This window comes from Mycolicibacterium sp. ND9-15, from assembly GCF_035918395.1.
GTDB lineage: Bacteria > Actinomycetota > Actinomycetes > Mycobacteriales > Mycobacteriaceae > Mycobacterium.
On the sequence record NZ_CP142362.1, the window covers coordinates 3,069,389 to 3,082,982 of the forward strand.

Genomic DNA, 13,594 nt, shown 5'->3' on the forward strand with positions numbered 1-13,594 from the left:
ATCAAGCCAACAGCGGTTCCAGCGCCGAGCGCAGGTCGGCGGCCCTCGGGACGCCGTGGGTTCGGTACCGCGGTCGGCCCCGCTTGTCGAACACGATGGTGGTGGGCAGCGAGAGCACCGAAAGCCGCCGCGCCGCTTGCGGGTTGGCGTCCAGGTCGATTTCGACGTGCGCCACGGCGGGCAGCTCCTCACACACTTCATCGACGACCCGGCGCACCGCCGCGCAGGGCCCGCACCACACGGCGGAGAAGTGCACGACCGTGGGCCCGGTTGACGACAAGCCCAGGTCGCTGGTGTCGATGTTGGCCGCGTCCTCGCTCGCCTTGAGCAGCCCGGATCGCAGCGCGAGCAGCCGTCCGATCACGTACGCCACGCCGAGCGCCGCGATGAGCACGGTGATCACCAAAACCCAGGAAGAGCTCATGACAGGTTGAACTCCTCGAGGGCCAGCGTTACTCCCTCGGCGATGCCTTCGATGATGATGTCGGAGCCACGGGCGCCCTGCGCCGTGGGCGCCAGCCCGAACGGCAGCTTCTGGCCGGGCAGGCTCGCGCTGAACGCCGCCAGCACCGCGTCCTTCTTGTCGTCGGGTACGTCCTGATCGGCGGTGCCCGGGCCGGTCAACACCCCGGTGGCCGTCATCACCAACGTCGTCTGCTCCGCCCCGGTGACCTCGAGGTCCACCGCGATGCTCACCCTGTCGTGGAAGTCCGCCTTCTCGGGCGTTCCGGTGAACACCACGCCCCGGCTACTCGAGATGCCCGATTCGGTGGTGCCGCCGGTGGCGTCGTTGCTTTCCCTCGTCGGTGCCTCGACCAGCAGGTCGGGGATGTCCATGAACCGGCCCAGATGCGTCGAGTCGATGATGATGCGGCTCTCGGCCTTGCCGGTCTGCAGCGTGGCGTCGGGCCCGATCAGCCAGGACCCGTCGGGCAGGTCGATCCCGTGCAGCGTGGCCTCCAGGGATGTCTTGCCCACCACGGCGTGATCGACACCGTTGGCCCTGATCTCGACCTCGTCGTAGTGGCGGTCCAGCGCCTGGGTGGTGAACGGGAATCCGAGGATCGCCACCGACGGGTCGTGCTGTAGGTTCGCGGCGCTGCGCACGCTTCTGGCCAGGCGATATTCGGCGTAGATCGCCGCCCCGAAGTCCGCGCCGACGGCGCAGACGGCGACCGCCAGCACCGTCGCCAAGACCCCGATCAGCAGCTTGCGCACCCGCACATTCTGGCTCACCGGTGTCGTGCCGGTCCGTTCGGCGCGGCTAACCGGCTGGTTGCGCGCTATCGTTAGAGCACTATCGGCCGGGTAACGGCCGTATGTCGAGAGCATGAACCTGGGAAGTCACCGGCCGACAAAGTTGTCCAGGCGAGGTCCCCGTGGCTGTTGGAGGGCCAGTTGGATCTACTGCTACTGACCGTCGACCCTCGCCCTGAGTCTGTGCTGCCGTCGCTGTCGCTGCTCGCGCACACCGTGCGGACCGCGCCGACCGAGGTCTCGTCCCTCTTGGAGGCCGGCAGCGCGGACGTCGCGATCGTCGACGCGCGTACCGACCTGGCCGCCGCCCGTGGCCTGTGCCGGCTGCTGGGCACGACCGGCACCTCGGTGCCCGTGGTGGCCGTGGTCAACGAGGGCGGCCTGGTGGCGGTGAACGTCGAGTGGGGACTTGACGAGATCCTGCTGCCCGGCACGGGGCCCGCCGAGATCGACGCCCGGTTGCGGCTGCTCGTGGGCCGCCGCGGCGGGTCGGCCAACCAGGAGAACGCCGGCAAGATCAGCCTCGGCGAGTTGGTGATCGACGAGGGCACCTATACCGCGCGCCTGCGCGGCCGTCCCCTCGACCTGACCTACAAGGAATTCGAGTTGCTCAAGTACCTGGCCCAGCACGCCGGCCGGGTGTTCACCCGCGCGCAGTTGCTGCAAGAGGTGTGGGGCTACGACTTCTTCGGCGGCACCCGCACGGTGGACGTCCACGTGCGGCGGCTGCGGGCCAAACTCGGCCCGGAGTACGAGTCGCTGATCGGCACCGTCCGCAACGTCGGCTACAAGGCGGTCCGCCCGGCGCGCGGTCGCCCACCTGCCCCGGACACCGCGGTGGCCGACGACATCGAGGGCGCAGACTTCGAGGCGCCGGAGGGTATCTCCGGCACGCTGGCCGACCCGCTGCGAAGTTCGTGACGGAATTCCTTTGGCGCACCGGGCTTTCCGGCGACGAGCAGCGTCGCATCCGTGAACTGGTCGAGGCCGCCACGACGGCCGACGATGTCGCCCCGGTGGGGGAGCAGGTGCTGCGGGAACTTCCGCACGACCGGACCCGGCACCTGCTGGCCCGCGACGACGACGACATCGTCGGCTATCTGAACCTGGCGGCCGAAGAAGGGTCCGCGATGGCCGAAGCGGTGGTGCATCCGCGGGCCAGGCGTCGCGGGATCGGCTCGGCGCTTGTGCGCGCGGGCCTCGCTGAGGGTGGGGACGGCGCCCGGGTGTGGGCGCACGGCAACCTGGCGCCGGCACGTGCGACCGCGGCGTCGCTCGGGCTGACCGTCGTGCGTGAGCTGCTGCAGATGCGACGTTCGCTGACCGGGTTGCCGCCGACCCCGGCGCCCGACGGCAGCCGCGTCGTCACCTACTCCGGCCCTGCCGACGACGAAGCGCTGCTGCGCGTCAACAACGCGGCCTTCGCCTGGCACCCTGAGCAGGGCGGCTGGACCGACGCGGACATCGCCGAGCGCCGCAACGAACCGTGGTTCGACCCGGACGGCCTGTTTCTGGCCGTCGACGAGAGCACCGATGAGGTGCTCGGTTTCCACTGGACGAAAGTGCACAATCCGGATCTGGGCGAGGTATACGTGGTCGGCGTCGATCCAGCCGCTCAGGGCCGCGGTCTCGGCGCGGTGTTGACCCTGACCGGCCTGCACCACCTTGCCGGGCGCCTGTCGCAAAGCTCACATCCCACGGTGATGCTTTATGTGGAGGCAGATAACTCCGCGGCGGTGAAGACCTACCGGAGGCTGGGCTTCGAGGTCTTCGCCGTCGACGGCGCGTATGCCCTGAATATGCCGCGTTAGCTGGGAAACCACGGTGAACTAACTGAACGTGTTCACTGTCCGTTCACCTTGTATAGGGCATTCGTCCATCGCCGCCGCATACGTTGCCGGGGAGTCCAAAGCCGTCCGATTCGAAAGTGGGATTCGTGAAGCTCAACTCTGGCAGGACGCTCGGCACCCCGCTGGTGACCACGGTCTCGGTGGCCGCGATCGCCACGTTGACCCTGGCCGCCTGCGGCAGCGACAACAACGTCGGCACGCCGACCGCGACGACGGGTCAAAACGGGGCGGCGGCCGCCGAGTGCGGTGGCAAGAACTCTGTGACCGCCGAGGGTTCGACGGCCCAGCAGAACGCGATCGCCGAGTTCAACAAGGTCTGGGGCCAGCTGTGCGCCGGCAGGAACCTCTCGTACAACCCCACCGGGTCGGGCGCCGGCCGCGAGCAGTTCATCGCCAAGCAGGTGGACTTCGCCGGGTCGGACTCGGCGCTCAAGGGCTCTCAGGTGCAGCAGGCGGCGGAGCGCTGCGGCGGCAACCCGGCGTGGAATCTCCCGCTGGTGTTCGGCCCGGTCGCGTTGGCCTACCACGTCGAGGGCGTCGACACGCTGGTCGTCAACGCCGATCTGCTCGCCAAGATCTTCCAAGGTCAGATCACCAGGTGGAACGACCCCGCGATCGCCGCGCTGAACCCCGGCGTCGACCTGCCGGACACCGTTGTCACGCCGATCTACCGCTCGGATTCCTCGGGCACGACCGACAACTTCCAGAAGTACCTGGCGGCCGCGGCTCCGGAAAGCTGGACCAAGGGCGACGGCAGCGAGTTCCAGGGCGGCGCGGGTGAGGGTGCCCAGAAGTCGGCGGGCGTCGTGCAGGCCGTGCAGGCCACGCCCGGTGCGATCGGATATGTGGAAAAGGGCTTCGCCGAGCAGGGCGGTGTGTCGTTTGCCGAAATCGACAGCGGCGCAGGGCCTGTCGCGTTGACCGACGATTCGGCCGGCAAGGCGATCGACGTCGCGCAGTTCGCCGCCGAGGGTAATGACCTGACGCTGGACCTGAACTCGTTGTACGGAACCAAGGAGCCGGGCGCCTATCCGCTCGTGCTCGCCACCTACGAGATCGTCTGTTCGAAGGGCTACGACGCCGAAACCTCGGCCGCGGTCAAATCGTTCCTGACGGTCGCCGCGAACGACGGCCAGCAGAACCTTTCGCCCGCTGGCTACGTGCCGCTCCCAGACCGCTTCAAGGAGCGTCTGCTGACGTCTATCGAAGCGATCGCCTAGTTTTCGTGGCGTGTCGGCGCGGATACGGTGAGGATGGGTTCTGGGACCGATGACCGATAGGCTCGAATTGACAATACCCAATCCGGCCGACGCGGGATCGGGTGAAGCGCTTGCTTCGCCCTTTCCCGAGCCGACCCCGATCTCCACCGACCCGTCGAAGCACGCCAAAGAGCGTGTCGGCGACCGCATCTTCCGCGGGTTGGCGCAGGGCTCCGGCGCTGTCATCGTCGCGTTGATCGCGGCCATCGGGGTGTTTCTGTTGTGGCGGGCGATTCCGGCGCTGGCTCGCAATGAGGAGAACTTCTTCCTCTACGGCGGCACCTGGATCACCACCGACACCTCGGCAATGCACTTCGGCATCCTGGACCTACTGCAGGTGACGGTGTTCGTGTCGGTGTTCGCACTCGTGCTCGCGATGCCGGTGGCGCTCGGCATCGCGATCTTCTTGACGCAGTACGCGCCCCGGCGAGTCGCGGGCCCGCTGGCGTACATGGTGGACCTCCTGGCCGCGGTGCCGTCGATCATCTACGGTGTCTGGGGCCTGTACGTCCTCGCCCCGGTGCTCAAGCCGATTGCGTTGTGGCTCAACGAGAACCTCGGCTGGCTTTTTCTGTTCAAGACCGGGACGGCGTCGGTGGCCGGCGGCGGCACCATCTTCACCGCGGGAATCGTTCTGGCGGTGATGATCCTGCCGATCATCACCGCGGTCACCCGGGAAGTGTTCGTTCAGACGCCGCGAGGTCAGATGGAGGCGGCGCTGGCGCTGGGGGCCACCCGTTGGGAGGTGGTGCGGACAACGGTGCTGCCGTTCGGCATGTCCGGCTACATCAGCGGTGCCATGCTCGGCCTCGGTCGCGCGCTCGGCGAGACGATCGCGTTGCTCATCATCCTGCGCGGCACGCAGAAAGCTTTCGGTTGGTCGCTGTTCGACGGCGGGTATACCTTCGCTAGCCTGATCGCCGCCACGGCAAGCGAATTCAACGATCAATACAAGGCGGGAGCCTACATCGCGGCCGGCCTGGTGCTGTTCATCCTGACATTCGTGGTGAACGCGCTGGCGCGCGCCGCGGTCGCGGGGAAGGCCGGCCGGTGAGCGCTTGCGCGAAGAGGAGACGACCCCGATGACCTCGACGCTGGACCGCCCGGTGAAGGCGACTACCTTTCAAGGCGTCAGTGTTCGGCGCAAAGTGACCAACAACGTCGCCACGATCCTGGTCACACTGTCCGTGCTGGTTGCCCTGGTGCCGCTGCTGTGGGTGCTCTACTCGGTGATCGCCAAGGGGTTTCGGGCCCTGACATCGCCGGTCTGGTTCACCAATTCGCAGGCGGGCATGACGGCTTTTGCGGCCGGCGGCGGGGTGTACCACGCGATCGTGGGGACTCTGTTGCAGGGCTTGGTGTGCGCGGCCATCTCGATACCGATCGGGGTTTTCGTCGGGATCTATCTCGTCGAGTACGGCGGCGGAACGCGGTTCGGCAAGTTGACGACGTTCATGGTCGACATTCTGACCGGCGTTCCCTCTATCGTCGCCGCGCTGTTCATCTACGCGCTGTGGGTGGCGACGTTCGGATTCCCGCGGTCGGGATTCGCGGTATCGCTCTCGCTGGTGCTGCTGATGATTCCGGTCATCGTGCGCGCCACCGAGGAGATGCTGCGCATCGTTCCGATGGACCTTCGGGAAGCAAGCTACGCGCTCGGTGTGCCGAAGTGGAAAACCATTGTCCGCATTGTCATTCCGACCGCCTTGTCGGGCATTGTCACCGGGATCATGCTGGCGCTGGCGCGGGTCATGGGCGAGACGGCACCGTTGCTGGTCCTGGTCGGCTACTCGCAGGCCATGAACTTCGACATGTTCGACGGCTTCATGGGCTCGCTGCCCGGCATGATGTACGACCAGACCTCGGCGGGTGCGGGCGCGAATCCTGTTCCCACAGATCGGCTGTGGGGTGCTGCGCTGACTCTTATCCTGCTGATCGCCATACTGAACATCGGGGCGCGATTCCTCGCGAGAATCTTCGCTCCCAAGAAGGTTTAGGAGCCTTCGATGGCCAAGCGCTTGGACCTCAAGGACGTCAACATCTTCTACGGCACGTTCCACGCCGTGGCCGACGTCACGCTGGCAGTTCCGCCCCGCAACGTGACGGCCTTCATCGGTCCGTCGGGCTGCGGCAAGTCGACTGTGCTGCGGACACTGAACCGCATGCACGAGGTCATCCCCGGCGCGCGCGTCGAGGGGTCGGTGCTGCTCGACGGGGAGGATATCTACGGCCCGGGGGTGGACCCGGTGGGTGTGCGCAAGACGATCGGCATGGTGTTCCAACGGCCGAACCCGTTCCCCACCATGTCGATTCGTGACAACGTGGTCGCGGGGCTCAAGCTCCAGGGGGTACGCAACAAGAAGACACTCGACGAGGTGGCCGAGCGGTCACTGCGCGGGGCCAACCTGTGGAACGAAGTCAAGGACCGGCTGGACAAGCCCGGCGGCGGGCTCTCGGGTGGCCAGCAGCAGCGACTCTGCATCGCCCGCGCGATCGCAGTGCAACCCGATGTGCTGCTGATGGACGAGCCCTGTTCTGCGCTCGACCCCATCTCGACGTTGGCCATCGAGGATCTGATCTCCACGCTGAAACAGGAGTTCACGATCGTCATCGTCACCCACAACATGCAGCAGGCCGCGCGGGTGAGTGATCAGACCGCGTTCTTCAACCTCGAGGCGACGGGCAAGCCGGGCCGCCTCGTAGAGATCGACGACACCGAGAAGATCTTCTCCAACCCCAGCAAGAAGGCGACCGAGGACTACATCTCCGGCCGTTTCGGCTGAGCAAGCCTGCGCTACAACTGCGCGAACTTACGTCGTCAGCGCGACGCGGGGATGTCCTCTTCGGCGGGATGCTTGCCGGTGACCTGGAAAATCACCCGCCGGGCGACTTCGACGGCGTGGTCGGCGAACCGCTCGTAGAAGCGGCCCAGCAGGGTCACGTCGACCGCGGCGGCCACCCCGTGCTTCCACTCCCGGTCCATCAGGACGGTGAACAGATGCCGGTGCAGGTCGTCCATCGCATCGTCTTCTTCGCCAATACGGGCCGCCTTCTCCGGGTCGCGCGTCACCAGGACCTCTTGTGCGCTGTTGCCCAGTTCGACTGCGAGACGACCCATCTCGGCAAAATAGCCGTTCACCTCTTCGGGCAGCGCGTGCTGGGGGTGTCGACGACGAGCGATCTTGGCGACGTGCAGGGCGAGCGCACCCATGCGGTCCACGTCGGCGACGATCTGAATCGACCCCACAATGGCCCGAAGGTCGCCGGCGACCGGCGCCTGCAGGGCGAGCAGCACGAACGCGGCCTCCTCTGCGCGCGCGCTCATCGCGGCGATCTGCTCGTGATCGCTGATCACCTGTTCGGCCAGCACCAGATCGGCTTGCAGCAGGGCCTGGGTCGCGCGCTCCATCGCCGTACCGGCCAGCCCGCACATCTCGCCCAGGAGAGCGGCCAGGTCATCCAACTGCTCGTGGTACGCAGTACGCATACCTCCACCCTACGGGCTTGTTGCCCGAGCGGCATGAGGCGAGCGGTGAACGAAGGGTGAACCTCACCTGCCCAAACGCTGTCGGCTACTCGCAGGTGGTGTCGGCCGCGTTGGTGACCGCGAGGTCTTCCGGGAGCTGTGTCGGAGTGCTCTTGGTCCCGCGCACGACGTGCACCTGCACCGGCGACCCGATCGGCGACGGCTCGGTCACCGCGTGGAAGTCACTGCCCAACACCACGCGAACGGTGTCGCCCATTTCCGAAACCCGCTCGACTTTCGGGTCGGCGAAGGCGGAGGCAACCGTCGCCGCCGCCTCTTCGTTGCCGGCCGAGAAGAACACCGTCGTCGAGTCCAGCGGAGCCGGATAGTCGTCGGGGGACGTGACGTTGAATCCGTGCGTCTGCAGTTCGGTGGCGGCCGTCGCGGCGAGACCGTTCTGTGCGGTGGAGTTGGAAACCTGAACCGTGATATCGGACGGATTCGTGGTGATCACGTCCACGAGTTCGCTCGACGGCGCGGAGTCGTGGGTCGGCTCGGCCGCATGGGCCCGGGTGCTGGTCGTCGCCTCGGGTGTGCCGGGTAGCGGGGTGTTGTCGGCGTTCTTCTCCTCCGGCAGCGGATCGTCGTTGATGATCGCATCGAAGATCGCCCGAGTGTCTTGTTCGCGCAGATGCTCGTTGCCGTACTCATCCATGTACCCCGTCGTCGGGACCGTCAGGAACGTGATCCGGCCGGCGGCGATGCCCTGGATCGACTGGCCGAGCGTGACGAGGTCCTTGGTGTTCATGTTGTCGACGTAGCTGTCGCTGATGAACATGTTGACCACGTTGTTGAGCTTCGACAGCGAGAAGAACACCTCTTTGGAGATCATCGAGCGCATCAGTGACGACAGGAACAGCTGCTGGCGTTTGATCCGTCCGTAGTCACCATTGGTTTCGGTCGTCACCTGGCGGGCGCGCACGTACTGCAGCGCCGTGTGCCCGTCGACCATCTGCCGGCCCGCGTGGGGCAGCACCGTGCCGAGTTCGTAGTCCTCGAGCGGTGTGGTGCTACACACTTCGACCCCGCCCATGGCGTCGACCATCTTGGCGAAGCCGGCGAAATCGACTGCCATGAAGCGGTTTATCGAAAGGCCGGACATCTTCTGGATGACCTTGACCAGACACTTGGGGCCACCGACGGCGTACGCAGAGTTCAACTTGTATTCGGTGTAGACCTCGTCGAGCCCGTACATCGGCGACTCGGGGTCGCTGATCGGACCGTATTCGCCGGTCCGCGGATCCCACGGCTCGCATTTCCGCGGCTCGATGGCGAGGTCCCTCGGGAAGGACACGGCCACAACACGTTCCCGGTTGGCGGGGATGTTCACCAGCATCACGGTGTCCGAGCGGGCGCCGGCAGCGTCGTCGGTGGTGCCCGCACCCATATCGCTGTTGGCACCGATCCTGCTGTCGACGCCGACGATCAGGAAGTTCTCGTCACCGAACTGTGCGTTCGGGTCGAGGATGTCGCGTGAGTCAGGGTCCAGCGCCGCGATCCGGTTCAGCATGTTGTTCTTGGCGGCCTGCCACTGCCAGGCTCCGCCGGTCATCGCCAGCGCCAGCACGGCGGTCAGCGCGGCAATCGCACGTCCGGCGATGATCGCCGTGCGCCTTCGGCGGCGCGGTTTCAAGCGCAAGCGACTGGTGGCCGAATGTGCGGCGGGCACCCGGCTCGGCCTGCGAACCAGCGCCAGGTCGGGCAGCGGCGCAGCGGCGCGCACCACGGGCAGGATCTCGGTGTCGTCGTGGGCCGCGGCATCGACGGGTACCTGCGGCGCCGGACCCGGCGTCACGGCGATGATCTCGGTGGGGGGTGCAGGCGGGGTCGGGGATTCGGCCGGTTCGGGCGGTTCGGGTTCGCGGCGGCGCCGACGGCGCGGCACCTGCGGCACCGGAGAGCCACCAGACAGCTTGGCGATCAGGTCGGCGACGGTGACGCCGTCGGTGTGGTTGCCGGTGGACTCGACGTCGGCAGGATCGGCGCCCTCATCGGGTCGGCCGGACCCGGTGGACCTGCGGGGAACGTCCGCGCGCTCCCAGGGCGCGGCACCTGGTCGCGGTCGCTCGCTTCGGGTCAGCCAGCGGTTGTCGCCACGGCCGGGGTCGGACGGGCCAGGAGTGGCGTTATCGCCGTCACTCATGTTCCTACCGGCCTCCGTAGTCGTACTGTGTGCAGCACACGGGCGTACGTGGCGCTCCGCGCCATTGCGACAGCACCCGGTGGCTCCGCGCTGTGGGAACCGCATTACGAACGAGACTCATATCGTACTTAGACATCCTGAGAGCCGTGATGTCAGAGTCGTCTCGGAAACGAGACGACTTCGAGACGGCTGATGGCTGCCTAGCCACCCGAGTGCATCACCTCGGCACCCGTCGGCACCGTGCAGTCGTCCGGATCGGTCAACCAGCCCTCCGGCAGAGCAACCGAGGCGGCGGACCCCTGGCGGCCGCGCGGACCGGTGGCGGTGTCGGGGAACGGCACGGCCGCGTCGAGCCTGCCAAGCAGCGCCTCGAGCTCGGGAAGCGACTTGACGAGCGCCAATGCCCGCCGCAGCTCGGCGCCGGCGGGAAAGCCGTGCAGGTACCAGGCGACGTGCTTGCGGATGTCCCGCATGCCCTTGGCCTCGCCGAAATGGGCCGTCAGCAACTCCCCGTGCCGCAGGATGATCGACGCCACCTCGCCGAGGGTGGGCGGTGCGGGCGCCGGGCTCCCGGTGAAGGCCGCAGACAGCTCGGCGAACAGCCAAGGTCGACCGAGACAACCGCGGCCGATGACCACGCCGTCGCAGCCGGTGGCCGACATCATCGCCAGCGCGTCCGCGGCTTCGAAGATGTCGCCGTTGCCGAGTACGGGCACACCGGTCACGTGCTCCTTGAGGGCCGTAATCTGCTCCCAGTCGGCCGTACCGGAGTAGCGCTGGGCCGCGGTGCGGGCATGCAGGGCCACCGCAGCGGCCCCCTCCTCGGCAGCGATCCGGCCCGCATCGAGATGGGTCCGGTGGGCGTCGTCGATGCCGATACGGAACTTGACCGTGACGGGGATGTCGGTGCCCTCGGTAGCGCGGACCGCAGCGGCGACGATCTGCCCGAACAGCCTGCGCTTGAACGGCAACGCCGCACCACCGCCGCGCCTTGTGACCTTGGGCACGGGACAGCCGAAGTTCATGTCGATGTGGTCGGCCAGCCCTTCGTCGGCGATCATCTTCGCCGCGGCATAGGTGTTCTGCGGATCGACCGAGTACAGCTGCAGCGAGCGCGGATTCTCGTCGGGCGCGAAAGTCACCATGTGCATGGTGGCCGGATGCCGTTCGACGAGGGCCCTGGCGGTGACCATCTCGCACACGTAGAGGCCGCTGACGGTCCCCGCCCGGGCCAGTTCCAGTTCGCGGCACAGTGTGCGGAAGGCGACGTTCGTCACACCGGCCATCGGCGCCAGTACGACCGGGCTGCGAAGCCGGATGGGGCCGATCAGCAGTTCGCGCCTGTCGGCCAGAACCGTCATGACGGGGAGGAGGCCAAGACCTTCTTCGCGGCGACCTTCTCAGCCTTGCGGGCCTCGCGCTCGAGGCGACGCTGCTTGGATTCCTCGAACTTCTGCGAGGCCTCCTCCAGCTCCTCGACGAGCACACCTAGGTCGTCGCGCATCCGCGCGGCCTCGCCGGTGAAGTCCTCGCGCTCGAAGATGCGCCACTTCTTCAGCACCGGCAACACGACGTCGTCGAGGTGGATGCGCGGGTCGTAGACGCCGCCGACGGCGATGATCACCGCCTTGCGCCGGAACTCCGGAACGGTGTATCCGGGCATCTTGAAGTTGCGCAGCACCCGATGCAGCGAGTGCATTGCCTGGTCCGGCGCGATATCGAAGCCGGCCTCGCTGACGTCGCGGTAGAAGATCATGTGCAGGTTCTCGTCGGCTGAGACCCGGGCCAGCAGCTGGTCGGCGACGGTCTCGTTGCACGCCTTGCCCGTATTGCGGTGCGAGACGCGGGTCGCCAGTTCCTGAAACGTGACATAGATGACCGAGTCGAAAAGGCTCTCCGCGAAGAGGTCGCCCTGCTGGTTCTGGCCAGGGGAGAACCCGCGGGTGACCTGCTCGACGCGCAGCTGCTCCAATTGGACCGGATCAACGGAACGCGTGACGACCAGGTAATCGCGCAGCGAGATGCCGTGTCGATTCTCCTCGGCGGTCCAGCGGTTGACCCACTGGCCCCAAGCCCCGTCCATACCCATGTTCATCGCGATCTCGCGGTGGTAGGAGGGCAGGTTGTCCTCGGTCAGCAGATTCTGCACCATCGCGACCTGTGCAACCTCGGACAGCTGTGACTCCTCGGGGTCCCAATCCTGGCCGCCGAGGGCGTAGTAGTTCTTGCCGTCCGACCACGGGATGTAGTCGTGCGGATTCCAGTCCTTCGTCATCGTCATGTGACGGTTGAAGTTCTTCTCAACCACCGGCTCGAGCTCATGCAGCAGATGTAGGTCAGTCAGGTTCTCGTGCATCGTCCCTCAATTCTCCTCGCGTGCGGGAGCCCCAGCGGTTATCTGTACCCGTTGGTTGCAATTAATATATCTGTGTACCCCGGTGACATCCAAGTTCCGTCCAGGGGTGTCACAATTGCCCCACCAGGCGCATCTGTCGTTGTAGTATCCGCGCGGGCAAACAATTACGCCCAGAGTTCGGCACCGGGAGAATCGGAGGACGGGTGTTGCTCAGAGCGCGGCATCCACTGGCAGCGGTGATCCTGGCCGTCGCAGCGGCGGGCACTGCGCTTGTCGGAGCGGGCGGGGCGGCCGCTGTCCCGGACGTCGTCGACCGCCCTTATAAAGACGCGCAGCGGATCATTCAGCAGTCCGGCGGGAACGCCGTGGTCGCGACACGGGTGGGCAGCGCTGCCGACGAGGCCAATTGCTTGGTGACGAACGCATGGGACGCGGCGGTCCGGCGCCCCAACTCGCGTGGTCGCCCGGTCGCCAACCGGGATGTCATGGTGGCGCTGAACTGCAACGGGGTCTTGGCGGCGCCCGGTGTGCCGGGCAACTCCGCGATGAGTCCGACCGGTCGCGATGCCAAGGCCGAGCAGCAACGCCAGGCGGCCAGAGCGGCGCGCGAAGCGGCGTCGCTGGAAGAGCAGGAGTTGGCCGGCCCTGTAACGCCCGGTAACTAGGACTCCCTGCCGCGGCGCAGCGGTGGCGGTGCCTACGGAACCGCAATAAACTGCCTCCAGGTATTTCTTGGGCGATCATCGCCCCGATATGGAGGTTTGGCGTCGTCGTGAAGAAAGTCGTCTCGATCGTCTTCCTGTCGGCGATGAGCGCCGCAACGGTATCGGGCGCCATGGTCGGGGCGGGCGCGGCTGTCGCCGCTCCCAATGTCGTCGGCATGAAGTACTCCGACGCCCTGGAGCAGATCGAGAACAGCGGCGGACGGGCGGTGGTTGCCTCCCGCGTCGGGGACAAGCTCGATCTGGACGACTGCATCGTCACCAACATCTGGGACTCGTCGTTCCTGCGCATCAACTCGTCGGACAACAACGAGATGTCGGTCGCGCTGAACTGCGCCGGCGAATACGCCACGGCGACCAATCCCGGTGCGTCCGTTGCCGACCCGCTCGGGCGGGCGGCCAAGTCGAAGGCCGAGGCGGAAGCCGCGAGACAGGAACAGCGGGAACTCGAAAGCCCCGTCACGCCCGACGAGTAGGTTGA

Annotated in this window: 14 protein-coding genes; 8 read left to right on the plus strand and 6 right to left on the minus strand. The window is 66.7% G+C overall.

The features are described 5' to 3' along the window. Position 1 precedes the first annotated feature (1 nt). Together QGN32_RS15025 and lmeA are read right to left on the minus strand one after the other, a co-directional pair. Positions 2 to 424, minus strand: coding sequence for a thioredoxin family protein (locus QGN32_RS15025; RefSeq protein WP_326545166.1), 423 nt, complete (start codon positions 422 to 424; stop codon positions 2 to 4). Further along, complete coding sequence (gene lmeA / locus QGN32_RS15030) at positions 421 to 1,218, minus strand: mannan chain length control protein LmeA (RefSeq protein WP_326545167.1); 798 nt, start codon at positions 1,216 to 1,218, stop codon at positions 421 to 423. Before lmeA ends, QGN32_RS15025 begins: the two co-directional genes overlap by 4 nt. 180 nt (positions 1,219 to 1,398) lie before the next feature. Here lmeA and QGN32_RS15035 point away from each other — a divergent pair, with 180 nt between their 5' ends. The 6 genes from QGN32_RS15035 to pstB all read left to right on the plus strand — a co-directional run bounded on the left by QGN32_RS15035 (position 1,399) and on the right by pstB (position 7,149). Then, positions 1,399 to 2,178 carry a winged helix-turn-helix transcriptional regulator gene (locus QGN32_RS15035; RefSeq protein WP_326549082.1) on the plus strand — a complete coding sequence of 260 codons (780 nt, stop codon included), beginning with the start codon at positions 1,399 to 1,401 and terminating at the stop codon, positions 2,176 to 2,178. After that, positions 2,175 to 3,068 (plus strand): mycothiol synthase, encoded by an 894-nt coding sequence (gene mshD, locus QGN32_RS15040; RefSeq protein WP_326545168.1) that lies wholly within the window; start codon positions 2,175 to 2,177, stop codon positions 3,066 to 3,068. The genes QGN32_RS15035 and mshD overlap by 4 nt, the downstream gene beginning before the upstream one ends. Positions 3,069 to 3,193: 125 nt before the next feature. Then, complete coding sequence (gene pstS, locus QGN32_RS15045) at positions 3,194 to 4,327, plus strand: phosphate ABC transporter substrate-binding protein PstS (RefSeq protein ID WP_326545169.1); 1,134 nt, start codon at positions 3,194 to 3,196, stop codon at positions 4,325 to 4,327. Positions 4,328 to 4,376: 49 nt separating this feature from the next. Further along, positions 4,377 to 5,420 (plus strand): phosphate ABC transporter permease subunit PstC, encoded by a 1,044-nt coding sequence (gene pstC / locus QGN32_RS15050; RefSeq protein ID WP_326545170.1) that lies wholly within the window; start codon positions 4,377 to 4,379, stop codon positions 5,418 to 5,420. Between the two features lie 28 nt (positions 5,421 to 5,448). Next, a complete protein-coding gene (pstA, locus tag QGN32_RS15055; protein WP_326545171.1) occupies positions 5,449 to 6,363 on the plus strand; it encodes a phosphate ABC transporter permease PstA in 915 nt (304 codons plus the stop codon). A gap of 9 nt (positions 6,364 to 6,372) precedes the next feature. Beyond that, a complete protein-coding gene (gene pstB, locus QGN32_RS15060) occupies positions 6,373 to 7,149 on the plus strand; it encodes a phosphate ABC transporter ATP-binding protein PstB (RefSeq protein ID WP_326545172.1) in 777 nt (258 codons plus the stop codon). A 35-nt stretch (positions 7,150 to 7,184) separates the two neighbouring features. Here the strand turns inward: pstB and phoU are convergent, their stop codons facing one another. The 4 genes from phoU to QGN32_RS15080 form a co-directional block, all read right to left on the minus strand. Beyond that, entirely contained in the window at positions 7,185 to 7,853 is a 669-nt protein-coding gene (gene phoU, locus QGN32_RS15065; RefSeq protein WP_326545173.1) for a phosphate signaling complex protein PhoU, read from the minus strand. A gap of 85 nt (positions 7,854 to 7,938) precedes the next feature. Then, a complete protein-coding gene (locus QGN32_RS15070) occupies positions 7,939 to 10,035 on the minus strand; it encodes an LCP family protein (RefSeq protein WP_326545174.1) in 2,097 nt (698 codons plus the stop codon). A 200-nt stretch (positions 10,036 to 10,235) separates the two neighbouring features. Next, complete coding sequence (gene dusB / locus QGN32_RS15075; RefSeq protein WP_326549083.1) at positions 10,236 to 11,369, minus strand: tRNA dihydrouridine synthase DusB; 1,134 nt, start codon at positions 11,367 to 11,369, stop codon at positions 10,236 to 10,238. 23 nt (positions 11,370 to 11,392) lie between these two features. Beyond that, complete coding sequence (locus tag QGN32_RS15080; RefSeq protein ID WP_326545175.1) at positions 11,393 to 12,391, minus strand: acyl-ACP desaturase; 999 nt, start codon at positions 12,389 to 12,391, stop codon at positions 11,393 to 11,395. Between the two features lie 203 nt (positions 12,392 to 12,594). On the opposite strand from QGN32_RS15080, the gene QGN32_RS15085 reads away from it, so the two are divergent. Both QGN32_RS15085 and QGN32_RS15090 read left to right on the plus strand, forming a co-directional pair. Next, positions 12,595 to 13,056, plus strand: coding sequence for a hypothetical protein (locus QGN32_RS15085; protein WP_326545176.1), 462 nt, complete (start codon positions 12,595 to 12,597; stop codon positions 13,054 to 13,056). Positions 13,057 to 13,163: 107 nt separating this feature from the next. Further along, on the plus strand, positions 13,164 to 13,589 hold the full coding sequence (locus QGN32_RS15090; protein WP_326545177.1) for a hypothetical protein: 426 nt from the start codon (positions 13,164 to 13,166) through the stop codon (positions 13,587 to 13,589). The last annotated feature ends 5 nt before the right edge of the window (positions 13,590 to 13,594 follow it).

What these genes read in the sequence shown, in the direction of transcription:
- QGN32_RS15025 (WP_326545166.1), bottom strand. Translation starts at nt 424, where the DNA reads ATGAGCTCTTCCTGGGTTTTGGTGATCACCGTGCTCATCGCGGCGCTC.
- pstC (WP_326545170.1), top strand. Translation starts at nt 4,377, where the DNA reads ATGACCGATAGGCTCGAATTGACAATACCCAATCCGGCCGACGCGGGA.
- pstA (WP_326545171.1), top strand. Translation starts at nt 5,449, where the DNA reads ATGACCTCGACGCTGGACCGCCCGGTGAAGGCGACTACCTTTCAAGGC.
- pstB (WP_326545172.1), top strand. Translation starts at nt 6,373, where the DNA reads ATGGCCAAGCGCTTGGACCTCAAGGACGTCAACATCTTCTACGGCACG.
- phoU (WP_326545173.1), bottom strand. Translation starts at nt 7,853, where the DNA reads ATGCGTACTGCGTACCACGAGCAGTTGGATGACCTGGCCGCTCTCCTG.
- QGN32_RS15070 (WP_326545174.1), bottom strand. Translation starts at nt 10,035, where the DNA reads ATGAGTGACGGCGATAACGCCACTCCTGGCCCGTCCGACCCCGGCCGT.
- QGN32_RS15080 (WP_326545175.1), bottom strand. Translation starts at nt 12,391, where the DNA reads ATGCACGAGAACCTGACTGACCTACATCTGCTGCATGAGCTCGAGCCG.